Origin of the sequence: Novosphingobium malaysiense, assembly GCF_000802225.1 — a bacterium.
Classification (GTDB): Bacteria; Pseudomonadota; Alphaproteobacteria; order Sphingomonadales; family Sphingomonadaceae; genus Novosphingobium; species Novosphingobium malaysiense.
In genome coordinates this window covers 1,100,108-1,123,777 of record NZ_JTDI01000003.1, presented here as the reverse complement: position 1 = coordinate 1,123,777, position 23,670 = coordinate 1,100,108, and the positions used below count along the sequence as shown (strand labels likewise).

The following is a 23,670-nucleotide window of genomic DNA, read 5'->3' as shown; positions in this document are numbered from 1 at the left end:
AAATTGAAGGAGTAGGTTAATGAGTTTCGTTTCCAAAAGTTCGCTTATCGTGCTCGCCATGCTGGCGCTTCCCGCATCGGGCAGCCTTGCCGCGCAGTCGCAGGACCCCGAAGGTGGTCTCGAGACGACGGTCAGCGACACCAGCCCGCAGATGGTCGAGGGTCCCGAGATCGAGGGCATCATCTCCGCGCGCAGCGGCGACAAGATGCAGGTAACCGCTTCGGACGGTTCCAAGTCGGTCATCACCATCAACGACGACACCGAGATTCGTGGTCGTGGTGGCTTCCTCGGCCTCGCCAGCAAGGAGCGCGCCGCCAGTTCGCTGCTGAACGGGCTTCCGGTCAACGTGAAGACCCTGCAGTGGGGCAATGATCTCGTCGCCAAGGAGATCAAGTTCCGCAACAACGACTTCAAGACCGCGGCGATGATCCACAACGGTACCGACCAGCGCTTTGCCGAACAGACCGCTGCGACCGAGGCGCTGCGCGGCCGCATGGCCGACATCGACAAGTACAACATCAAGGGCACGACCAACGTGAACTTCGATACCGGCAAGGCCGTGCTCTCGCCGCAGGCCAAGCAGGAGCTGTGCGCCACTGCCGCCGCGGCCGAGGAAATGGACAACGCGCTGCTGCTGGTCGTGGGCTACACCGATTCCGTCGGTAGCCAGGAATACAACCAGATGCTCAGCGAAAAGCGGGCCGGCAGCGTCGTCAATTACCTGCAGCAGGCCTGCAACTGGAAGCCGTACCGCATGCTGACGCCGACCGGGATGTCCGAATCCAATCCGGTGGCGACCAACGACACTGTCGAAGGCAAGGCACAGAACCGCCGCGTCGAAGTGAACGTGCTCGTCAGCAAGGGCCTCGACGGTCTGTGAGACCTGTGGGTTGGGCCGGGCCCACCCCGCCCAACCCGGCTTGCAAGGGCCGGTGCGGACATGCCCGCAGGCGGCATTGCCGCAAGCGAGAGACCGGCGCGGCAGTATCCCTGCTGCGCCGGTTTTCCTTTTCCGTGTGCGTCCCTGTGGACATGACAAGGACGATGCAGCCGAATAGAAGTGGCTTCAAGGCAGATCGCTCGGCTATATGCCGGGTGGGGATGGTCGGCGCCCCCCCGATGACCATGACCCGATTTTTGCAGATCGCTGCCGGGACACCTCCGGCAGACGGAAAAAGCAGGAAGAGGATGCGCTTATGGACGCTGCAACGAAGAAGACCGTGCTTCGGATGATCCCTTACGGGATCTACGTCATGACTGCGAAGGGCACCGACGGCCAGTTGGCGGCTGCAACCGTGAATTTCGTGACGCAGACGTCGTTTTCGCCGCCGCTCGTGGTGGTGGGCGTGAAAGAGGATTCGGGCTGCCACCTGGCCGCCAGGGAATCCGGCCAATTCGCGCTCAACATGCTCGGCAAGGGACAGCAGGGCGCCGCCTTCGCCTTCTTCAAGCCCGCCGAGGTGGAGGATGGGAAGCTGTCGGGCGAACCGTTCCGCCCCGGCGAGAACGGCGCGCCGATCATCGACAGCGCGATCGCCGCGGTGGAATGCAAGGTGGCCGAGATCGTCGCCCTGGGCGATCACCACGTGGTCATCGGCGAAGTGACGCAAGTCCACCTGCACAAGCACCCGGAGGGGCGCCCCGATGCCGCGATCCTCGAGATGAAGGACTTGGGCGACAACGTCTTCTATGGCGGATAGCCGGGGACTGCCGCCCCGCGGGCGCGCTTCGCAGGCAGATGGTCCGGTCTCGGCAGGGCGCTGTGGACGAGGCGCGCGGTCGGGGGGCGGCGCCTATTGGCAGTCCGGGCTGTCGGCAGAGACAGGCCGGACCTCGACCACGCAATCCTCCCCGCCGATGAGATGCTCGTAGGCTCCGCGCGCGATGTGCCGGGCATCTTCGAACAGCGTCACGATTCCGAACAGCACGACGAACATGGCGCAGTAGAAGGCCGGGCGCGACCAGCGCCGGGAGCGCAGTCCGGTCATCGCCGCGGAAACGAGCGGGCGCGAGGCGAGCGGTGGCAGGACCCACGCGACGAGCAGGACGCTGGCCCAACCGATCACGGCCCCGGCGATGATGTCGCTCGGGTAATGCATGCCTGCGAAGACCTTCGGAAAGCAGAAGGCGCCGAGCGTCCAGAGCAGGGCGAACCAGCCGACCGGTCGCGACGCTCGCCAGAGGCCGACCGTCATGGCGAAAGCCAGGGCCGCGTTGTCGCTGGGAAACGAGCTCCATTCGTGCAGCCTTTTCTCGCTGAAGCCATAGGGCGTCACGAGATCGAGACCGGGCGTGACGAAGGGCCTGGGGTGAAACGGCATCAGGTTCTGCGTCACGCGGGCCACGGCGAGCGCGAGGAACGTGCCGAACATCATTTGGGCCAGCCTCTGCCGGCGATCTTCCCGGGTATCCCTGTCGAACCAAAGCCAGATGATGCACAGGACCAGGGGAAGTGTTCTGATCGCTTCGATTCCCAGGATAGTGTCGACGGCAAGATCAAATAGCCTGCTGTGGCCCGCCAGACCGTTGATGGCCTGGAGCAACCAAATATCCCACTGCTGCATTACGTGAAACTACCCCCCCGGTTGCTTCTCCCATGGCATACAATTCCGTTTATTGCGCTTGTGCAACCGGATACCGTCGCATCGGAAACCGAAGCCGCGCCGCGCCCGAAGGTGAGCGGAAGCGCCACGGCTTTCGATCCCGGACCATCCGCGGTGTCCACCCTTCCGGAAATGGTCAGGAATTTCCGTCATTTAAGGATTATGACAATTCAATGACGTCTTGTCGATGCAAGATTTCGGCGAAAAAGTTTGAGGGTGTGGCAATATCGAATGAATATTCGATATAATACTTTTTATGAGTTGCGGCGGCGCCGTCGCAACTTGTGCTTGTTTCGGGTATCTCCGGTTTTGTAAGCCGATAGCCGCACGGGGCGAAGCGACGACGACGCATATGTCCTGCTACCGGCTTTAAGCGCATATTTACCCCAAATCGCCATCAGCAGGCATATGCAAAGGATTGCACATCGCGGGCGTGAACTGGGCTGGGCGGCGTTCGTCGGATCGACCTATTTCCTATCGGCCATCGTCGCCTTGCGGCTCAGTCAGGGGCCCGGGGAGACTGCGACGATCTGGGTGCCCAGCGGAATTGTCCTGGGCGTGCTGCTGCTGGCCCCGCGTCGGGCCTATCCGCAAATTCTGCTGGCCACTGCAATGGCCAGCCTTTTCGCGAATCTCCTGGCCGGGGTGTCCGCGTCCGCCTCGGCTGCCTACACGCTTGCCAACGTCATCGAGGCTCTCGTTGCCGTGGCCATGGTGGGGGCCGTCACGTCCGGCGGGGCTTCATTCGCCGATCCGCGCGCAGTCAGGCGGTTTGCCGTTATTGCCCTGGTGTCATCCATTGCCAGTACTATCGCCGTGGTCTTGTTGACCGGGCAGTTCGGTAGGGAATTCGCCGGCTCATGGTTCATGACCGTGCTGCTGGGCCAACTCATTTTCGCGCCGCTGCTGGTTACCATTCGACGTCAGATCGGCGGCTTTTTCGGCCACGGCGATACCCGGCAATACGCGGCTGAGGCTGCCATCCTCGGGCTCGTCGTGATCACGACGCTGGCAGTTTTCCTGCAGTCCGAAGTGCCGCTGCTGTTTCTTTCGGTACCCCCGATCCTTTTCGCGACGTATCGGTTCGGTCCGATCGGCGCCGCGCTCAGCGTCTTCATCGTCGCGGTCATCGGCTCGGTGGCGACCCTCAACGGGACCGGTCCATGTGCCGCGTTTTCAACGCACGGCATTTCCTCGATCACATTCCTGCAGATCTATCTCGTGACCTTGCTGATTTCCGCATTGCCTCTTGCAGCTGCGCTTTCTGCGCGCAACGCGAGCTACGAGGAACTGATGCGCCAGAAAGGCTTCTTCGAGATGGCGTCGCAAACGGCGCATATCGGGCATTGGCGGCTCGAGATCGCGAAGGAGCGTCTGACGTGGTCCGACGAGGTCTACCGGATCCACGGCCTGCCGATCGGGACGCCGCCGCCTTTGAGTGAGGCGATCAACGCCTATCATCCGGACGACCGGGGAATGGTGTCCCTGTGGCTCGACGACTGCATAGCCAATGGTGGTGAGTTCGAGTTCGACGCGCGGATCGTCACAACCGGCGGAGACGTGCGTCACGTCAACAGTCGTGGTCGAGCCGATGTCGATGGCAATGGCGAGGTCGTCGCGCTGTTCGGCGTCTTCCAGGACGTGACCCAGCGTGTTCATGTCAATCAGCAGCTGGACATTGCCCGCATGCAGGCGGAAGCCGAAGCCAGGCATTCGCGCATCCTGGCTGAAACCGATCAGCTTACGGGCGTCGCCAACCGTCGGCGGGCCATGGCGGAATTCGAAACGGCAGTGGCCTGCGCGCAGGTCGGCGGGGCCGATCTGGTCGTGGCCGTCCTCGATGTCGACCATTTCAAGTTCGTCAACGACACGCACGGCCATGCCATGGGCGACATGGTGCTGCGGCAGGTTGCCGAGATCGGGGCGGGCTGCCTGCGCAGCACCGATACGTTCGGACGGATCGGGGGCGAGGAATTCCTCCTCGTCCTGCCGGGCGCGAACCTGGAAACGGCGAAGTTCGTGGCCGAGCGCATCCGGACGCGGGTGATGGAGATCGCGGTCGACAACCCGGCGATCCCGCCGATCACGACCAGCATCGGCATGGCGACCTACCAGCCCGGAATGAGCGTCGAGGCGATCTTCCAGGCTGCGGATCGGGCCTTGTACGAAGCGAAAAATTCGGGGCGCAACCTGCTGAAGGTCGCCTGAAATCGCGGCCCGGCGGCGGCACCGTGGGTCACCGACGTTGGCGAGCATTGCATAATGAAGGTGCATTCGCCCCCGATGATGCTCTAGCCTTGCCGCCATGGAGTTCGAGATCCTTCCCGTCACCCGTTTCGAGCAGAACTGCTCGATCGTCTGGTGCGAGGAGACGCGTCGGGCGGCGGTCATCGATCCGGGCGGCGACATCCCGGAAATCGTGAACTTCATCGAACTGCTGGACCTGGAACCGGAGGTGGTCCTCGTCACCCACGGGCACTTCGACCACTGCGGCGGGGCCGCGCAGTTCGCGGCATTGACAGGAGTCAGGATCGAAGGCCCGCATCGCGAAGATGCGCACCTCTTGCGCAACCTGGCCGAGCAACCCGCTTTCCACGCCGCGAGGGCCGCAGCACAGGCCGGCGCGCCGCTCACTGCGCGCGACATCGCGATGCGCAGCGCGGAAGGAGAGCTGCCGCAGCCGGGATCGGGCGTGCGCAGCTTCACTCCCGATCGCTGGCTGGAGCACGGCGATCGTGTTCGGTTCGGCAAGGAGGAACTGGAAGTGCTGCACTGTCCCGGCCATACGCACGGGCACGTGGCCTATTACAATGCCGCCGGGCGCAGGGCCTTCGTGGGCGACATCCTGTTCCGCCACACGATCGGCGCGTGGGAGCATCCGGACGGCGACCTCAAGGCGCTGGTCCATTCGATCCGGGAAAAGCTCTTCGTGCTGGGCGACGACGTGGCGTTCGTACCCGGGCATGGCGATTCCTCGACTTTCGGACACGAGCGGGAGGCCAACCCTTTCGTCAGCGATGCAGCCTTTGCCCGATGGCGCGACCGCCTCGCGCGCCCGTCGTCCTGACCTTCCCTCGCTGGTCAGATCTTTCGCCGCGAACCCACGGCGTTTCCGCTCAATTGGATATGCTGCGCTGCCAAAATTGGCAGTTTCCTCCTATCGATGCCTCGTAATCGCGATTTATGTATACATAAATTGGAGAAAGTCCTTGCCCCGGACCGGCTGAAGTTCCATCACGCGCTCACGAGAGGAAACGCGAAGAACGGGCAAAGACCATGAGCAAGAAAATCCACCTGATCAGCTTCCAGATCCATTCACCGATCAACCACACGGTGCTCAGTTGGGCCGCGCCGGGCGACAACCGGCTCGAGGCCATGGCTGACCTGAAGAAGTGGCAGGACCTCGCCCGCACGCTCGAGCGCGGCATGTTCGACGGGCTGTTCTTCGCCGATACGCCGGGCGTGTTCGACCGTTATCGCGACAGCCACGAGGATGCCGTGAAGTATGGCGTCTGCTGGCCGAGCCACGATCCGGTGGTGCTGCTTTCCGCACTGGCGGCCTCGACGACGCACCTCGGCCTCGCCGCGACGATGTCGACCACTTCCTACAAGCCGTGGTCGATCGTCCGCCAGCTTTCGACCGTCGATTACCTGTCCGGCGGTCGCGTCGGCTGGAACATCGTGACCGGCCACTTGCGGGGCGAGCACCGCGCGATCGGATACAAGGACGTGATGGAGCACGACCGCCGCTACGACGCGGCCGACGAGTTCATGGAGGTCTGCTACGCGCTCTGGGATTCCATCGGCGAGGGCGCGATCCTCGCCGACCGGGAGGCCGGCGTCTATGCCGATCCGTCCAAGGTCAAGTTCGTCGACTACCACGGCGAGTTCTTCAATTGTGAGACGGTCGGCCCCGTGCTGCCGAGTGCGCAAGGTCGGCCGGTCCTGTTCCAGGCGGGCACCTCCGGGCGCGGCCTCAAGTTCGGCATCGAGCACGGCGACGTCGTGTTCTCGATCCAGCCCAACCTGCCGGGCATGATGCGCTATATGGGCCAGCTCAAGGATGCGGCGGCGGAAATCGGGCAGCCCGCGCCCGGCGTGGTGTTCGGCATCCAGCCGATCCTCGGCGGCACCGAGGAAGAGGCGAAGAAGAACCTCGACGAGCTGATCGAGCGCATGCCGCTCGACGCGTGCCTTGCGCGCCTCTCGGGCACCATGGGCGTCGACTTTGCGGGCATCGATCTCGACAAGCCTATGCAGGAGCAGAAGACCAATGCCTCGCAGGGGCTGATGAAGGCCTTTACCTCGGTGCTGGGCGACCGGCCCTTCACCTTGCGCGAAGTGGCGCAGAAGTGGGGGCTTTCGGTGGGCATGCCGCAGCTTGTCGGCACCCCCGAGCAGGTGGCCGATCAGATGGAGCACATCTGGCGCGAAACCGGCTGCCACGGCTACAACATGACGCCCAACGTGATGCCCAGCTCGATCGAGAACTTTGTCGACGAAGTCGTGCCGATCCTGCAGAAGCGCGGCATCTACCGCACCGAATACGAAGGCACGACCTTCCGCGAGAACCTGGAACTGGCCTGAGCATGGGGGACATTTCGCGGCGCGCGCATAACATCGCCCAGGTGCGCGAACTCGCGCGCCGGAGGCTGCCGCGCGCGATCTGGGAATTCATCGAGCGCGGCACCGAAGACGACCTGCTGGTCAATCGCAATGTGGAGGCGCTGCAGAACGTGCAGTTGCTGCCGCGCACCTTGCGCGATGTGTCCGCGCGCTCGACCGGGATCGAGCTGTTCGGCCGCCAGCAGCCGCTGCCGCTGGTGATCGCGCCGACGGGCGTGTCCGATCTGCTGTGGCATCGTGGCGAGCGCGCGATTGCCTCCGCCGCCGCCTCGGCGGGCATTCCCTTTACCCAGACCACCAGTTCGACCACCAGCTTTGCCGATATCGCCGAGTGCGCCACGGCCGGGCACTGGATGCAGATGTACCTGTGGGAGCGCCGCGACCTGTCGTGGCGCGTGGTCGAGAATGCCGCCGCGAATGGCGCCGAAGTGCTGGTGCTCACGGTCGATACGCCGATGTGGCCGCTGCGCGAGTTCAACAAGCGCGCGGGAATGGGCAATCCGGTGCGGATCAACCGTACGCTGGTTTCCGACTTCCTCAAGCGGCCCTCGTGGTTCGCCTCGGTGATCGCCCGCTACTACATGCAGGGCGGTCTGCCGCAGTTCGCCAACTACCCGCCCGAAGTGGGCGGCAAGCTCACCGGCACGGTCAGCCGCGTCGCCAATTCAGCCTCGGTCTGCTGGCAGGACGTGGACGAGTTGCGCAAGCGGTGGTCGGGCAAGCTGGTGATCAAGGGCGTGCTCAGTGCGGAGGACGCGAGGATCGCGCTCGATCACGGGGTCGATGGCATTGCCGTCTCCAACCACGGCGGGCGCAATTTCGATTCCTCGCCGCCCGCCATCGATGTGCTGGCCTCGGTGGTCGATGCCGTGGGGGACCGCGCCACCGTGCTGTTCGACAGCGGCGTGCGGCGCGGGGCGGATGTGGTGAAGGCGCTCGCGATCGGGGCCAAGGCGGTGCTGATCGGCCGCGCCACGCTCTATGGCTGCGCGGCGGGCGGTGAGGCGGGGGCCCGCCATGCCATCGACCTGCTGGCGAACGAGATCGACGTCGCCATGGCCATGGTCGGGGTGAACCGGCTCGATGAACTGGATCGCAGCTATCTCCTTCCGGGGACTATCCGCACCTGAATGCGGCGATACAGCTTGCGCCGGCGCAGCGCTCCCGCCAAGCAGCCGCGATGCGCATTGCTCTGTTCGAACCCGAAATTGCCGGAAACGTCGGCGGCATTCTGCGGCTGGGCGCCTGCATGGGCACGCCGGTCGATCTCATCGAACCCATGGGCTTTGCCTGGGACGACAAGCGCGTGCGCCGCGCGGCGATGGACTACATCGATCACGTCAGTTTCGCGCGGCACGACGGTTTCGATGCGTTCCGCTCGGCCGTCGGTGGGAGCAGGCTGGTGCTGTTCACCACCAAGGCGACGCAATCGGCCTATGACTTCGTCTATCAGCCTGGCGATGTGCTGCTGTTCGGCAAGGAAAGCGCGGGCGTTCCCGCGCATGTCGCCGAGGCGTGCGAGGCGAAAGTCCGCATCCCGCTTCGCCCCGAAGTGCGCTCGCTGAACCTCGCCACGGCAGCCGCGCTCGCGTTGGGCGAGGCCCTGCGGCAGACGGGCGGCTTGCCTGCATAACAGCAGCCAGCGCGCCTACTCTTTCCGCGCCCGGTCCAGCGTCTCGATCCGCGCGGCGGTGTCCGGCTTGCCCAGTAGGTCCGCCAGCGGCGCATCGAGCCTGCGACGCCAGTTCGGGTGCTCGGTGATCGTGCCGGGCAGGTTGGGCTGTTCGCGTTCGGCCAGCAGGTCTTCGAGCGGGGCGATGGCGAGTTGCGACGCGGAGCGGCCGATGTGGCGCAGCGCGGCATCCACCACCGGCTCGGCATCGTCGGGCTTGGGTCGCAGGCGGGTGTTGTGGGTGAGGGTGGCCCAGAGGCGGGCGCGGTCTTCGTCGCGGCGCTCTGCTTCCCGTTCGGGAGTCGTATCGGCGGGAAAGCGGCCGAGCTTTTCCGCCCATTCGAGATCGCGTCCGGTCCACCACCCGGCGACCGTCGTCGTGTCGTGCGTGCCGGTCATGGCGACGCTGGTGGGCGGATAGTCGCGGCCGCCGATGAAGCCCTCGTCGGCGGCGCGCTCGAACCACAAGACGCGCATGCCCAGCATCCTGGCGGCGGCGATCGGGGCGGCAAAGCCCATCGGCATGGTGCCGAGATCCTCAGCGACGATCAGGGCGCGGGCGCGATAGGCTTCGAGCGCAACGAGCCGGACCATGTCCATGAAGGGATACGTCACATAACCCCCGGCGCTGGCCTCCTCGCCCGATGGCACCAGCCATAGCCGCGCCAGGCCGAAGGCATGGTCGATGCGCAGCCCTCCGGCACGATCGAGCGCGGAGCGCAGCGTGGCGATCCACGGGGCATAGCCGGCCCGCTTCAGCCCCTGCGGCGAGAAGCCGGTGAGCATCCAGTTCTGCCCGTGCGGGCCGAGCGGATCGGGCGGCGCGCCGATGGTGAGGCCCTGCAGCATGGCATCGCGCATCGACCAGCTGTCGGCGCCGCCGGTGTGCACGCCCACGGCGAGATCGGCGAGCAGGCCGATGGCCATGCCCGCCTCGGTCGCGTCCGTTTGCACTTTCGCCATGCCTTCGCGCGCGAGCCACTGGGCGAACAGGTGAAACGCGATCTCGTCGCGGTTCTCGGCGGCGAACCTGGCCACGGCAGGGCCGTCGGGGTCGTGGAAGGCAGAGGGCCAATTTTGCCAGCCATCCGCACCCTTCGCCCGAAAGTGGACGTCGAGCGCGTCGAACAGCGCCTGCCGCTGCAGGCCTTCGCCGTGCGGCGCGTTGTCCTCGGCAATGCGAGCGCGCGTTTCCGCGTCGAGGCCCGCGAAGACCTTGCGCAGGTCGGCGAGGCGCCGGGGCAGGGCGCCTTCCCAGTCGATCAGGGCGCCGCCCGCCTGCTCCGGCAGCGGCGACAGGCCCATGAGGTCCGGCGCGCCCATGGCGGTGTTGAGAAAGAGCCGGCTCGATGGTGAATAGGGCGAGAAGCCCTCACCGTTGCCGGGAAACAGCGCGTGAACCGGATTGATCGCCATCACGTCCGCCCCGCGCGCGGCGAAAAGGCGCACCGCCTCGTCGAGTTCGCCGAAGTTGCCGAAAGGATGGCTTGCCGCGCCGCGCAGGGCCGGGATCTGGACCGCCGGGCCCCACAGCTTGCCCGGTGCGAAATCGTGGACCGTCGGACAGCTTTTCGGCGCGACCGCGAGCGTCAGGTCGTGGCCGGCCAGCGAAAGCCGGTAATAGCCAGGCGTGTCGACCGGCGGCAGGACCCAGTTCTCGACCGGAAGCGCGGCGGTGAACCCGTGCTCGTCGGTCAGCTCGGCGCGGGCGATACTGGTCGGCAGCGGCGTGGGCAGACCCGCTTCGGTGACGATCATCGCCGGCGGCTGGCGCTGCTCGGCCTCCAGTTGCGCCAGGCTTCGGGCTATGTCGCCCTCGCTCTCGGCCGGATAGCCAAGCGCGGTTGCGATCGTCGCCAGCGAGGTGTCGGAGACGGTCTGGCGCGCGCCGTCGACGTTCCACCACCTACGGGCAATGCCGATTGCCTCGGCAAGCTGGTACAATTGCGTGATGCGTGCCTCCACCGGCTATGCGGATTGCAGTCCTACGTCTGGTAAGCCGCTGCCCAGCTTAGCGTTCCCTCTGCAGGGCGACAATTGCCGCCGCACCGCTTCTGCCGGCACCGGCATGCACGTTCCAATCTAGGGACTTGCGCGCAAGGCAGGGGCAGTTGACGATGCGGCCAAACTGGTTGGGAGAGAGAAATGCCAAAGACCAACATCGCCGTGACCGGCGGCGAAATCGGGATTGCCTATGAATTGCTGGGCAAAGAAGGCGATCCGGCGGTCGCTCTGACGCCGGGCGGCCGTTTCACCATGGATGTGCCGGGGCTGCGCGAAATGGCGGAGGAATTCGTCAAGGCGGGCAAGCGGGTACTGATCTACGACCGGCCCAATTGCGGCAAGTCCGACGCCTGCCTGCTGGGTGACAGCGAATCCGAAATGCAGGCCGAGGCGCTGACCGGGCTGATCCGCAAGCTCGATCTCGGCCCCACGGTGATCGCGGGCGGATCGGGCGGCAGCCGCGTCTCGATGCTTGCCGCGGCGCGCGATCCGGAGATCTGCTCGCACCTGGCGATCTGGTGGATTTCCGGCGATCCCATCGGCCTCATGCAGCTCGCCACCTACTACTGCGGCGAGGCGGCGACGATGGCCAGCGCGGGCGGCATGGAAGCGGTGCTGAACGCGACGAGCTGGGCGGAGAACTTCTCCAAGAGCGAGCAGGCGCGCGAATACATCCGCAACTACGATCCCGACCGGTTCATCGCCGTGATGCAGAAATGGGCTGCAGCCTATGTTCCCTCGCCGATTACCCCGGTGCCGGGAATGAGCCAGCGCGACTTCGCCCGCATCACCATGCCGACGCTGGTCTTCCGCAGCGGCAAGAGTGACCTCTCGCATACGCGTGCAACCTCTGAATGGGTGCACCGGCTGATCCCGCATTCGGTGATGCTCGATCCGCCGTGGAACGACGACGAATGGAACTACCGCTCGGCGCAGACCATGGAAGGCAAGGACGGCCACACGCTGTTCCGGTCGTGGCCCAAGCTGACGCCGATGGTACTCGATTTCATCGGCGGCTGACCAGTCGCGTCTTGTCGCCTCGCCCTGAGGCGACAAGACGCTTGTCTATGTAAGACATCGCCGTCGCGACTATGCGCCACGGTATCTCATATGGTTTGGTCGCCCGCTCAAAATTTTGCGTAAATATAAGAAAAATAGTTCTTAAAGATCACCTTGGGCTGAGGGGGCAAGGCTCGTCGCGCTGCAATTTCCCATCTCGTCGGTATGCGTGAAATCTTGACATGTGTGTAGAATCCGGGGCAGGAAAAGGCCTTGCATGAGAGGTGTCGTCAAGACGCCCTTGGGAGGATGACAACCGGGATTTCCACGTTCGGCCGACAGTGGTCCAACGGACAAAGGCGACCCGCGCTTCCGACTTTCTCCCGCATGCGCCGACAGGGACCTTGCGGACGAGGAGTAACTCCCCGCGTTCGTGAACTAAGGGAGGGAATGCATGAAGGGACTTACCGGCAGGTTTGCGATCCTGGCCGCCACGGGAATGGGCGTGGTGCTTTCGACACCGGCAATGGCCCAGGATGCCGAAGGCGAGGCACTGGATTCGAATGCCATCATCGTGACCGCGCGACGCACCGAAGAACGTCTGCAGGACGTGCCGATCTCGATCTCGGTCTACAACCAGGAAGACATTTCCAAGCGCAACATCGTCAATTCGGCCGACCTGGCGACATATACGCCGTCACTGTCGGTGAATTCCAAGTTCGGTCCGGAAAAGGCCTCTTTCTCGATCCGCGGCTTCGTGCAGGATCTCGGCACCGTTCCTTCGGTGGGCGTCTACTTCGCCGACGTGGTGGCGCCGCGCGGCGGCGGTGCGACGACCTCCGGCGAGGGGGCCGGCGTCGGCAGCCTGTTCGACCTGCAGAACGTGCAGGTGCTCAAGGGCCCGCAGGGCACGCTGTTCGGCCGCAATACCACGGGCGGCGCGGTGCTGCTGGTGCCCAAGAAGCCGAGCGGATTGCTGGAAGGCTACGTCGAAGGGTCCTACGGCAACTACGACATGCGGCGCGTCCAGGCCGTGCTCAACGTGCCGCTGTCCGATACCTTCAAGGTCCGCCTCGGCGTCGACCGGATGAAACGCGACGGGTACATCAACAATCTGACCGATATCGGCCCGAGCAACTTCAACGACACTGATTATATCGCGGCGCGCCTCAGCATTCTGGCCGAAATCACGCCCGATCTCGAAAACTACACGGTGGCCAACTATACCCGTTCGGACACCAATGGCACCGTTCCCAAGGTCATCGCCTACAATCCGAATTCCGGTTTCGGCAGTTTTGCGGCCCGGCAGATCGCCGGCGAGGCCTCGGTCGGCGGCGGCTGGTGGGACGTGTCCAACACCGATGCCTATGCCCGCAACAAGTTCACCACCTGGCAGATCATCAACACGACGACGTGGCAGGCCAGTGACAACCTGACGGTGAAGAACATCGTCAGCTACGGGCAATTCCAGGAAATCGCCCGCCAGACGTTGGAAGGCGAATACTACTTCATCCCGGACGGGACGAGCCCCTACGGCACCATCAACCCGTTCATCAACCTGATCCACCTCGGCAACTTCCCCGGCTTCCGCAATGCCGACGAAGAGACGATTACCGAGGAACTGCAATTCCAGGGACGCAGCTCGGACGGCCGGTTGACCTGGCAGGCCGGCGGCTATTTCGAGCAAGCCAACCCGCTGGGATACAATGTGCAGTTCACCCCGTTTCTGCTTAACTGCGTCGATCCCTATCAGTATCAGTGCTTCGGGATCAGCCCGACGTCTTCGAGCATTTCGACCCCGTGGCAGAAGCGCTGGTACAGGAGCCGCGCGCTCTATGCGCAAGGCACTTACAACCTGACCGATCAACTCGCGGTCACGGCCGGGGCCCGCTACACTTGGGATAGCCAGAGCTACGAGTACGACGGCACCGGCATCTTCTTCGAAACGCCGTTCGTGCCCTCCTGGTACTGTAACAATCCCGCCCTCAACGGCCTCATCGTCGATGGCGTGAACACGGGTCAGAAGAAGCCCATCGCGCCGATGGATTTCGAGGAATGCTATGCAAAGGACACGGCCAAGTCGGACAAGCCGACCTGGACCATCGACCTCGAATACAAGCCGACCAACGATATCCTGCTCTTCGCCAAGTGGACGCGCGGCTATCGTGCGGGCGGCGTGAACCCGACCTATATCCCCTTCAACCTGTGGGGACCGGAAAAGGTCGATACCTATGAACTCGGCACCAAGACCTCGTTCTTCGCCGGCATGTTCAAGGGCTATTTCAACCTTACCGGCTTCTACAACGACTTCCGCGACCAGCAGATCCAGGCCACGCTGGTGGCCAAGCAGGGCGCGCCGCTGCTGGGCGGAACCGCGATCATCAACGCGGGTAAATCGCGGATCTGGGGTATCGAGGTCGATGCCTCGGTAACGATCGCCGACATCCTCAAGCTCGATGCCGGGTATACCTACCTCAACACCAAGCTTCAGGAACTGAGCGGCGTTCCGGAGGACGAACTCGTTCCCTGGGAACCGGGCGCCAGCTCCTGGGCGCGTGTCGTGCCGACCGCAGTCGTCGGCGGGCCGCTCAGCCTCTCGCCCAAGCATCGCCTGACGCTGACCGGCACGCTCAACATTCCGGTTCCGGAAAGCGTCGGGAAGCTCTCTGTCGGCGCGACGTTCGTCTACACCGCCAAGCAGTATGCTTCGCGCGCCGACGACGGGGCCTGGGAAAACTATCAGAACCCGCCGGCCGGTACGACGCCGGAGGACTGGATCGTCTTCGCCGACGTCATGCCGCCGCGCAATCCGGGGCTGATGCCGGCGACCAATCTGCTCAATCTCAATGCCAACTGGGATTCGATTTTCGGGAGCCCGGTCGATGCATCGTTCTTCATGACCAACGTCACCAACGAGAAGTTCCCGGTCAACGTGGTAAACGGCTTCAACTCGTTCGGCCTGGAGTCCCAGCTGTTGAATGCTCCGCGCATGTACGGTGTCCGGCTGAAAGTCCGCTTCGGGTCGTAAAGCGCTCCTTTCTGGACCACTGGACGGCGGCCTTCTTCCGAGGGCCGCCGTTTGTGCGTCGCCGGTCCAGCCGCATTCAGGAAAACGCGAAGCCCGAGATCACGGTCTTCATCACCGTCTCGCGATAGATCTGGTCGCCCGGACCGTCAGCCGCGCCGGCGGCTACGAACAGCGGCAGCAGGTGCTCCTCGCGCGGGTGGGACTGGCGCGCGCCGGGCGCCGTTTCCCATGCGCGCAAACGCTTCTCGCGAGCAGCCGGTTCCAGCGCCATGCTTTCGGAAAGCCAGTGGTCGAACGCTTCCGAGGGCCGGGTAAAGCGCGGATCGCCATAGCCGCGCATGTTGTGGAAGCTCATGCCCGAGGTGATGATGACCACGCCTTCGTCCCGCAACGGCGCCAGAGCGCGCCCGGCGGCGATGTGCAGCGCAGGATCGAGATTGCTGTCGAGCGACATCTCGATCACCGGAATATCGGCATCGGGAAACGCGACCTTGAGCGGCACGAAGACACCGTGGTCGAGCCCGCGCCCGGCATCGAGCCCGGCGGAAAGGCCGGCCTTTTCCATCAGCGCCACGGCGCGCGCGGCAATGTCCGGCTCGCCCGGCGCATCGTAGCGCAGCTGATAGGTGTGCTGCGGAAAGCCGTAGTAGTCGAACAGCAGGTCGGGCTTGGCGCTGCCGGTGAACAGGAAGCGGTCTTCGCTTTCCCAGTGGCCGGAGATCATCAGGATGGCGCGGGGGCGCTCGGGCAGCCGCGAGGGCAGGGTGTGCAGGAAGGCTTCCATACCGGTCCAGGTGCCGGCCGGATCGTCCATGAAAAAGCAGGGGCCGCCGCCATGGGGAATGTAGAATACCGGTTGGCGCATCGTGATGTCTTCCCTTCAGGGCCAAGCTGTGTCTCTCGCACGGCTCGGTTGTCCACCGCTGTCACTGCGAGCCATGCGCTGGACATAGGGGGCGCCGGACATTCGAAATACTGGGTTAAGTTCGATCGAAATGTTCAACTTATGCGAATGAATTGGCGGAGCCGTTCTTTGCACCCGTGCACACCTCATCCACACGATATCCACAGGCTTGCCCACGGACCGGTCCACAGCGTAAGCGCTGCCGATGGACCTTGATCGCTACCTCATCCGCATCGGAATGGAACACAAGCCCGACGCGTCTCCGCAGGGGCTGGCGGCCTTGCAGGCCGCGCACCGTCAGGCGATCGGCTTCGAGAACCTCGATATCCCCCTGGGCCGGGGAATCCGGATCGATGGCCCCAGCGTGTTCGAAAAGATCGTGGTGCACGGGCGCGGGGGCTACTGCTTCGAGCAGAACCGGCTCTACGCCGATGCCCTGACGGCGCAGGGCTTGCCCAACCGGCCTCTGCTCGCCCGCGTGCGGCTGGGCGTGCCGGAAGGAGTCACGCCGCCGCGCACGCATGTGCTGCTGCTCGTCGATCTGGCCGGTGAACAGTGGATTGCGGATGCCGGTTTCGGGGGCAGCTTCGTTCCGCCGCTGCCGCTCGTCGACGGGGCCGAAGCGCGGACCGCGGACGGGGCGCGGCATCGCCTGCGCAAGGTCGGCATCGCCGGTTCGCTCGGCGGCGAATGGCTGCTGGAAAGAGCCGGCCCGGCCAGCGCCACCGACGGACGGTCCGCGCCGCACGGCGACTGGCAACCGCAGTATACCTTCGATCTCGGCGAAGTGGGGGCGGACGATCTGGAGCAGGCCAACCACTGGACTTCGACCCGGCCGAACACGCGCTTCACCACGCTCCATGTCGCGAGCATCGCCTTGCCCGACGGCTTTGCCGCCCTGACCGACCGCCAGATGACCGTCTATGGGGCGGGCGGCACCGAGACGCGCACGATCGCCGACGCCGCGGACTATGCGCGCACGCTGCGCAAGGTGTTCCACATCGCGCTGGACGACGAGGACGCCGCCCGGCTCGCGCTGTTCTCCTGAACCGTCAGTCCCAGGCGAGACGCAGGTCGGTGATGGCACCGACATTGCCCGCCCGATAGGTCGGGCTGGTGCCCTCGCGAACGCGAAACGTGGGAATCGCCGAGAGCCACTCCTCCAGGAACAGGATCGCTTCCAGCCGGGCCAGTCCGGCTCCCACGCAACGGTGGGCGCCGACGCCCATGGTCGTGTGCCGCACCGGTGGCAGGTTGCGCTCGAAGTCCACCGCGAGCGGGTTGTCGAAGCACTTCGGATCGAGGTTGTGGATCGAGCTGTTGAGGTAGACGAGATCGCCTTCCTTCAGTGTGACGCCGTCCATATCGACGTCGTGCACGACGTTGCGCGTGACCGAGACCATCGGATAGCGGCGCATCAGTTCATCCGCGGCCTGCGGGATCAGATCGGGCCGCTCGCGCAGAAGCGCCTGGTCCTTGGGATTGCGCGCGAGGTGGAGCGCGATGTTGCCGAACATCGAGACGACGGTGTCCAGCCCGCCGAACAGCAGGTTGCGGCACATGCGCTGCGCCTCGTCGAGCGTCCAGGGCCGGCCTTCGATGGGAATGGCGAGGATGCGGCTGAACAGGTCCTGCCCCGGATTGGCGAGGCGTTCCACGATGTAGGGACGCAGGTAGTCGTCGGCGGCATCGCGGAGCTGCTCGACAGTCATCGTGCCGTCCGGGCGCGTGAGCTGCTGGCCGAGCGGGCGCAGTTTTGCGCGGTCTTCGGTGGGCACGCCGATGAGTGTCAGGAAGACGTGGATCGGCACGATCTCGGCGAATTCCTGCATGAACTCGCAGCCCTGCCGAGGACGAAGGTCAGCAATCAGATCACGCGTCACCGAGCGGATCACCGGCTCCATGGCCATGACATGGTTGTTGCCGAAGCCTTTCATGATCGCGGAGCGAAACGGCTTGTGTTCGGGGGCGTCCTGTTGAAGCGGAATGAAGCGCATGGCTTCCCCGAGGCCGGGCGTGACAGCCAGCGCTTCGCTGGAAAAGGTCTCCGCATCGCCCCAGATCTGCCGGGTCAGTTCGCCGTCGGCAGCAATCCAGTGTCCGCCATTTGCCGTGGTCCACAGAAGGCCATGCTTGCCCCGCACCGTGTCCCAGGCAGCGAAATAGTCGCTTTCTCCGCCCGGAGGCGCGAAGACGTCGAATTCGATGACACGGTCTGCCGGAACGTTGTCCGGACGCACTTCTGCCGTTGTTGCCACGGGTGCTGCTCTCCCATCCTTGTTTATGCGCCGGGGAGGGTAGGAGGGCAGGGGAAGGCTGCAACTCGCACTAAGGACAGCGGAGGCTTGGATTTCAGCCGGAGCGCCCCAGTGCCACGTCGCGGCCGGTAAAGCGGCCTTTTTCCGTGATCTCGTCGCGGTGGTCGCGGGCGAACTGCAGGATCCATTCGGCGTAGTCCCGCAGCGCTTCGAAGCGTTCGATGCTCCTGGCCTGAATGGCAAGGTCTTCGGCGTGCATGAGGGGCATGTAGAAGAAGTGGCGCTGGCTCATGGCGAGCTGTTCGTCGACGCCTGCCGCGATTCCTTCGAGCGCAAGCTGCTGCGCCTTCGCGTCCGAAGCAAAGGCCTCTGCCGAGCCGCGGTGGATGTGGCGGGAGAACTGGTCGAGCACGATGATGAGGGCCAGCCGTCCCAGCGGCGTTTCCGCCCAGTGGTCCAGCGCGCCGCTGCGGGCCTGCTCCAGCAAGGCGCCGAAGCGTTCACGCACAAGCGGATCGTTGCGCTCGCCGGCTTCGAACCAGTCCTTGGGCGTGAGTTCGCGGAACCAGAAATCGAGGACGTCGCGCTGCTGCGCATTCATCGGCATTTTCCTTCGCTATGGAGCCTCTGGTCAACAGACGGCACGAAGGCGGGTTCCGCTCACACCTCCTTGAGGCGCGGCATCAGCTCGACGAAGTTGCAGGGCCGGTTGCGGCTGTCGAGCTGTTCGGCGAGGATGCCGTCCCAGCCGTCCTTCACCGCGCCGTTGGAGCCGGGGAGGGCGAAGACATAGGTGCCGCGCGCGACCACCGCCATGGCGCGGCTCTGCACGGTGGAGGTGCCGATGGTCTTGTAGGAGAGCCAGCGGAACAGCTCGCCGAAGCCGGGGATTTCCTTGTCCTTGACCCGGTCGAGCGCTTCCGGCGTCACGTCGCGGCCGGTCAGGCCGGTGCCGCCGGTCGAGACGATCGCGTCCACGTTGCGGTCGTCGATCCAGTTGTTGAGCCGGTTGGCGATGCGCGAGGCATCGTCCTTCTCGATGGCGCGGGCGACCAGCTTGTGCCCGGCGTCCTTGATCCTCTGCGCGAGGATGTCGCCCGAGGTATCCTCGTCGGGGCCTCGGGTGTCGGATACTGTCAGCAGGGCAATGTTGATCGGCTTGAAGGTTCTGTCCGTATCAATGGCCACGCAATATCGCTCCGTTCGCTGCCATGCGAACCCCTTGCGATCCCGAAAGGCCGGGGAAGGTGGGCCACATGTCCTGTGCCAGTGCCATCCGGCTTTCCGAAGGACCGCCGGCCTGTCGCTCGTACATCCAGTAGTTGCGAAGGACAATGTTCACGTAGCCGCGGGTTTCCCAGTAGGGCAGCGATTCCATCCAGAGCAGCGGATCGCCTTCGTCGCGGACCTCGGTATTCCAGCGGGTGACCGGGGTGAGGCCGGCGTTGTAGGCGGCCATGACCTTGGGCAGCAGGCCCTGGGTGGCCGAAGAGTCCTTGAGCATCAGCAGGTGCCGCTGCCCGAAGGCCAGGTTCACTTCGGGGTTGTTGAGGTCGCGGGCCGAGCCCGAGACGCCGATGTCGCCGGCATGGTCGCGCGCGGCAGAGGGCATGATCTGCATCAGGCCGCGCGCACCGGCAGGGCTGACGACGCTGGTGCGGAACATCGACTCCTGCAGCGTGTGGGCATAGACCAGCGCGGGATCGACCTTCCAGCCGCCGACCGGCGTCCACTTGGGCGTCGGGAAGCGCGTGGCCGGTTCGGGCTTGCCGCCGCGCGGCGCGTTGTAGGCCATCCAGAGCTGCGTGGAGGGCAGGCCGAGATCGCGGGCGAGGCGCGAGAGCGGCTCGTATTGCGAGGCATCGCCGATACGCGCCTGGTGGCGCAGGACTTCGTCGGCCAGCCCGTCCTCGCCGATCTCGGCCAGCTCGACCGCGGTACGCACGTTGGGGTTGGTGCGCAGGTGCTGCCAGTCGGTCTGGGTGAAGTCGGCTTCCGAGTGCTGCTCGGGCAGCTTCATGCCGAGCTGTTCGGCGGCGAGCATGCCGTAGAGCGTCTCGTCGAGCCTGGCGGCATCGCGCAGAGCGTCCTCGGCCTTGTCGGGCCGGCGCTGGCGGATGAAGGCGCGGCTCTGCCAGTACTGCGCGGCCGTGGTCAGTTCGTCGTTGGTGGAAGTCTTCGCGCACTTGCCGAAGGCCTCGGCGGCGCCGTCGAAGTCGCCCAGGCGCCAGGCCGCGAGGCCGGCCGTCCACCAGGCTTCACCGACCCACGGGCCGCTGCCCAGCGTGGCGAGCTGCGCCATCTGGTAGGCCGGGCCGTCCTGGTTCTCGATATAGTAGCTCCACGCCACGCGCTGGCGCCATTCGGCGCGGGCGGCGCTGCTCAGGCCCGCGTCGATGCCGTCGAGCAGGACGCGCGCGCCAACGGGATCGTCGTTCCTGATGCGGTCGAGAATGCCGGCGGAGATTTCGCCGGGCATCGTGCCGTCTTCGATCGAACCGGGCCGCGCACGCTTGGGCATCGAGGGCAGCCGCGCGAACTGCTGTTCCGTGGGAAGCGAGGGTACCGTGTCGGCACCGCGCTTGAGCGCGAGGCGAGAAATCTGGTCGGCGCCGGGAAGTTCCGTGCCGTGCGACAGCCATGCCTGGAGATCGGGAAGCTCGATCTTCGGTGAACCGGCCGCAAGATAGTATTCGGCCCGGGCCTGCTGGTGCAGCGGACCGTCCGGGCGAGTCGCGAGCATCTGCTGCACCTGCGACCAGTCCTTGGCGTCGATGGCGTCGAAGATCCGCTTGTAGTACGCGCGGTCGTCCTGGCTCAGCAGCGAGGGCACCGCGGTGCGGTCCGCACGCGTGCGGAAGTAGTCGACTGCCGCGCTATTGGCCAAGGCGGGCGGAGCCGAGATCGCCACTGCAGCGGCAAGACCCAGACCCGCGAACCATTTTGCCCGATTTGTCGTTTTCAATTCTTGTCCCCGCATAAACGAGACCTTTGCCGGTGTTCTCTCGAGCAACCGCCATACGTTCATGCAGCGGTCCACTCGAGCCATGCCCTCCACAGGACCGGCTTGGCGCGCGGTTGTCGCATCAACGCGGTCAGGCCCCAGGAGGCGAGCATTGGTATCGTTCGCTCTTCTTGGTTAAATTGCCGTAAAACGGCAGGGCGTTGCGGCAATTCGTGGCCGATGAGCGGCAAGATGTTCCCTCCGAACACAAGTAGACGCTCAGGCGCCGCCAAAGCGATATGGTGCGCGACCACCTGGCCGATCCCGCGCTCGATCAGGGCGCTCCAGTCGGGCGCCGGCGTGTGCCGGGGCAGGGCGCTGGCGAGGTAGATGGCCTCTCGCTGGATGCCGAACGCGGCAAGCATGGCATCGAGAAGCCGCCCCTGCGGGCCCGAGAGCAATGCGTCGCTGTCTTCCGCTTCCGGTTCCTCCACCAGGACCATCAGTTTTGCACCACGCGGTCCCGTCGGGGCGATACGGCCTGCGGTATTGCCATCGTCGAGCAGGGGTTCGGCCAGCCACCACGGGGCAAAGGCGTCGAGATCTCGCGGCAGGGCATCGGCTCCGATGCGGGCGACTTCCGGCTCTGCCGGCGCCGCAGGCGCGCGGGCCGGGCGCCGTTCGGGCAGGCCGCGTTCGTCTACCGGCGCTTCGGGCGGGGTGAGCCATTCGCGCGGTTCATCGAGAAAATGGTAGTCGACGCCCGCATCGCGCCACCAGTCGAGCGCACCTGTGATATCGGCCAGTAAATCGGGATTTGCCGGGTCATCCATTGGAGCGGGTCTTGACCTGCCGCGCGCAAGCAATCAAGGCACAAGAGGAAATTAATCGCGCGCCTAAATGGCCGGATACACAGGTTTCGGGGGATACCCATGATTGAACGCGAAGAGATGCCATTTGACGTCGTCATCGTCGGCGGCGGGCCTGCGGGCCTCGCAACCGCGATCCGGCTCAAGCAGGTCGACCCTGAACTGCAGGTCGTCGTCCTCGAAAAAGGCTCGGAAATCGGCGCGCACATCCTCTCGGGCGCGACCATCGATCCCAAGGCGCTCGACGAGCTGCTGCCGACCTGGCGCGAGGACGGCTGCCCGCTGGCCGAAACCCCGGTGACCGACAACTGGCACTGGCACATGACAAAGAAGGGCAAGTTCTCGCTGCCCCATATTATCCAGCCGCCCTTCATGTCGAACGAGGGCAACTACACCGGATCGCTGGGCAACCTGTGCCGCTGGCTGGCCGAAAAGGCCGAGGAACTCGAGGTCGAAGTCTTCCCGGGCTTCCCTGCCGCCGAGATCCTCTATGACGACAACGGCGCGGTCATCGGCGTGCAGACCGGCGACATGGGCGTCGACCGCGAAGGCAATCCGAAGGACGATTTCCAGCCTGGCATGAACCTGCTCGGCAAGTATACCGTCTTCTGCGAAGGCGCGCGCGGTCACCTGACCAAGCGTCTCAAGGCCAAGTACGACCTTGAAGCGAACTGCGAACCGCAGATCTACGGTCTCGGTATCAAGGAACTGTGGGACATCGATCCCGACAAGCACGTTCCCGGCCGCGTGATCCACACGCAGGGCTGGCCGCTTTCGGAAAACGACGCCTGGGGCGGCGGCTTCCTCTATCACCAGGCCAACGGCCAGGTCGCGCTCGGTTTCGTCACCGCGCTCGATTACAAGAACCCGTACATCTATCCGTTCGAGGAATTCCAGCGCTGGAAGCAGCACCCGGAAATCCGCGCCATTCTCGAAGGCGGCAAGCGCGTGGCCTATGGTGCGCGCGCCATCAACGAGGGTGGCTGGCAGTCGGTGCCGCAACTCGCGTTCCCGGGCGGCGTGCTGGCGGGCTGCTCGGCCGGCTTCGTCAACGTCCCGCGCATCAAGGGTACGCACACCGCGATGAAGAGCGGCATGCTCGCCGCCGAATCGATTGCCGCGGCGATCAAGGCGGGCCGCGAGCAGGACGCGCTGATGGAATACGACGCCGCCGTGCGCGACAGCTGGATCGCCAAGGAACTCAAGCTCGTCCAGAATGCCGAGCCGATGGTCGCCAAGTGGGGCGGTGAACTGGGCACGATCCTCGCCGGCGCCGACATGTGGCTGCGCACGCTGTTCGGCTTCGGCCTCGCCAAGCCGATGAAGCATCACACCGATGCCTCGAACACGCAGCGCGCCGATCTCTACCAGCCGATCGACTATCCCAAGCCCGATGGCGTGATCAGCTTCGATCGCCTGACGAGCGTCTCCTACTCGTTCACCAACCACGAGGAAGAGCAGCCCTGTCACCTGAAGCTGAAGGACCCGACGGTCCCCACGCGGATCAACCTGCCGGTCTATGCGGGGCCCGAGGCGCGCTACTGCCCGGCGGGCGTCTACGAGTTCGTCGATCCGGACGGCACCGGCGAGCGGCTGCAGATCAACGCGCAGAACTGCGTCCACTGCAAGACCTGCGACATCAAGGATCCGACCCAGAACATCGAATGGGTCACCCCCGAAGGCGGCGGCGGCCCGAACTATCCGAATATGTGATCCGGCGGTCACTGCGGAACGGAAGAGCGTCGGGGTTGCCCCGGCGCTCT

The 23,670-nt window shown here is 64.9% G+C and carries 19 protein-coding genes; 11 read left to right on the top strand and 8 right to left on the bottom strand.

Annotation, left to right across the window (positions count from 1 at the left end; genetic code table 11):
- Window positions 1-19: 19 nt before the first annotated feature.
- Together LK12_RS13250 and LK12_RS13245 are read left to right on the top strand one after the other, a co-directional pair.
- Window positions 20-880 carry an OmpA family protein gene (locus tag LK12_RS13250; RefSeq protein WP_039284485.1) on the top strand — a complete coding sequence of 287 codons (861 nt, stop codon included), beginning with the start codon at window positions 20-22 and terminating at the stop codon, window positions 878-880.
- Window positions 881-1,196: 316 nt separating this feature from the next.
- Window positions 1,197-1,700, top strand: a complete 504-nt coding sequence (locus LK12_RS13245; protein WP_039284483.1) for a flavin reductase family protein — start codon at window positions 1,197-1,199, stop codon at window positions 1,698-1,700.
- 93 nt (window positions 1,701-1,793) lie between these two features.
- Here LK12_RS13245 and LK12_RS13240 read toward each other — a convergent pair whose 3' ends face one another.
- Window positions 1,794-2,543, bottom strand: coding sequence for a phosphatase PAP2 family protein (locus tag LK12_RS13240; RefSeq protein ID WP_197063524.1), 750 nt, complete (start codon window positions 2,541-2,543; stop codon window positions 1,794-1,796).
- 468 nt (window positions 2,544-3,011) lie between these two features.
- Here LK12_RS13240 and LK12_RS13230 point away from each other — a divergent pair, with 468 nt between their 5' ends.
- From LK12_RS13230 to LK12_RS13210, 5 genes are all read left to right on the top strand, one after another.
- On the top strand, window positions 3,012-4,811 hold the full coding sequence (locus LK12_RS13230; RefSeq protein ID WP_052223380.1) for a sensor domain-containing diguanylate cyclase: 1,800 nt from the start codon (window positions 3,012-3,014) through the stop codon (window positions 4,809-4,811).
- A gap of 97 nt (window positions 4,812-4,908) precedes the next feature.
- Window positions 4,909-5,670 carry an MBL fold metallo-hydrolase gene (locus LK12_RS13225; protein WP_052223379.1) on the top strand — a complete coding sequence of 254 codons (762 nt, stop codon included), beginning with the start codon at window positions 4,909-4,911 and terminating at the stop codon, window positions 5,668-5,670.
- A 209-nt stretch (window positions 5,671-5,879) separates the two neighbouring features.
- Window positions 5,880-7,190, top strand: a complete 1,311-nt coding sequence (locus LK12_RS13220) for an NtaA/DmoA family FMN-dependent monooxygenase (protein ID WP_039284474.1) — start codon at window positions 5,880-5,882, stop codon at window positions 7,188-7,190.
- Between the two features lie 2 nt (window positions 7,191-7,192).
- A complete protein-coding gene (locus tag LK12_RS13215; protein ID WP_039284471.1) occupies window positions 7,193-8,359 on the top strand; it encodes an alpha-hydroxy acid oxidase in 1,167 nt (388 codons plus the stop codon).
- Between the two features lie 50 nt (window positions 8,360-8,409).
- A complete protein-coding gene (locus LK12_RS13210; protein WP_039284469.1) occupies window positions 8,410-8,862 on the top strand; it encodes a tRNA (cytidine(34)-2'-O)-methyltransferase in 453 nt (150 codons plus the stop codon).
- Window positions 8,863-8,877: 15 nt separating this feature from the next.
- Here the strand turns inward: LK12_RS13210 and malQ are convergent, their stop codons facing one another.
- Window positions 8,878-10,866 carry a 4-alpha-glucanotransferase gene (gene malQ / locus LK12_RS13205; RefSeq protein WP_231568342.1) on the bottom strand — a complete coding sequence of 663 codons (1,989 nt, stop codon included), beginning with the start codon at window positions 10,864-10,866 and terminating at the stop codon, window positions 8,878-8,880.
- 180 nt (window positions 10,867-11,046) lie between these two features.
- On the opposite strand from malQ, the gene LK12_RS13200 reads away from it, so the two are divergent.
- Entirely contained in the window at window positions 11,047-11,925 is an 879-nt protein-coding gene (locus LK12_RS13200; RefSeq protein WP_039284466.1) for an alpha/beta fold hydrolase, read from the top strand.
- Between the two features lie 433 nt (window positions 11,926-12,358).
- A complete protein-coding gene (locus LK12_RS13195; RefSeq protein ID WP_052223378.1) occupies window positions 12,359-14,932 on the top strand; it encodes a TonB-dependent receptor in 2,574 nt (857 codons plus the stop codon).
- A gap of 76 nt (window positions 14,933-15,008) precedes the next feature.
- On the opposite strand, the gene LK12_RS13190 is transcribed toward LK12_RS13195, so the two are convergent.
- Window positions 15,009-15,797 (bottom strand): DODA-type extradiol aromatic ring-opening family dioxygenase, encoded by a 789-nt coding sequence (locus LK12_RS13190; protein WP_039284463.1) that lies wholly within the window; start codon window positions 15,795-15,797, stop codon window positions 15,009-15,011.
- A 244-nt stretch (window positions 15,798-16,041) separates the two neighbouring features.
- On the opposite strand from LK12_RS13190, the gene LK12_RS13185 reads away from it, so the two are divergent.
- Window positions 16,042-16,884 carry an arylamine N-acetyltransferase family protein gene (locus LK12_RS13185; protein ID WP_039284461.1) on the top strand — a complete coding sequence of 281 codons (843 nt, stop codon included), beginning with the start codon at window positions 16,042-16,044 and terminating at the stop codon, window positions 16,882-16,884.
- Window positions 16,885-16,888: 4 nt separating this feature from the next.
- Here LK12_RS13185 and LK12_RS13180 read toward each other — a convergent pair whose 3' ends face one another.
- The 5 genes from LK12_RS13180 to LK12_RS13160 all read right to left on the bottom strand — a co-directional run bounded on the left by LK12_RS13180 (window position 16,889) and on the right by LK12_RS13160 (window position 21,871).
- A complete protein-coding gene (locus LK12_RS13180; RefSeq protein WP_052223377.1) occupies window positions 16,889-18,094 on the bottom strand; it encodes a cytochrome P450 in 1,206 nt (401 codons plus the stop codon).
- Between the two features lie 94 nt (window positions 18,095-18,188).
- Window positions 18,189-18,695 (bottom strand): DUF924 family protein, encoded by a 507-nt coding sequence (locus tag LK12_RS13175; protein ID WP_052223376.1) that lies wholly within the window; start codon window positions 18,693-18,695, stop codon window positions 18,189-18,191.
- Between the two features lie 59 nt (window positions 18,696-18,754).
- Entirely contained in the window at window positions 18,755-19,282 is a 528-nt protein-coding gene (gene moaB, locus LK12_RS13170; protein ID WP_039284458.1) for a molybdenum cofactor biosynthesis protein B, read from the bottom strand.
- Entirely contained in the window at window positions 19,272-21,074 is a 1,803-nt protein-coding gene (locus LK12_RS13165; protein ID WP_039284456.1) for a lytic transglycosylase domain-containing protein, read from the bottom strand. The genes moaB and LK12_RS13165 overlap by 11 nt, the downstream gene beginning before the upstream one ends.
- A gap of 44 nt (window positions 21,075-21,118) precedes the next feature.
- A complete protein-coding gene (locus LK12_RS13160; protein ID WP_039284453.1) occupies window positions 21,119-21,871 on the bottom strand; it encodes a uracil-DNA glycosylase family protein in 753 nt (250 codons plus the stop codon).
- 99 nt (window positions 21,872-21,970) lie between these two features.
- Between LK12_RS13160 and LK12_RS13155 the strand changes: the two genes are divergently transcribed.
- Entirely contained in the window at window positions 21,971-23,620 is a 1,650-nt protein-coding gene (locus tag LK12_RS13155) for an electron transfer flavoprotein-ubiquinone oxidoreductase (protein ID WP_039284450.1), read from the top strand.
- Window positions 23,621-23,670 lie beyond the last annotated feature (50 nt).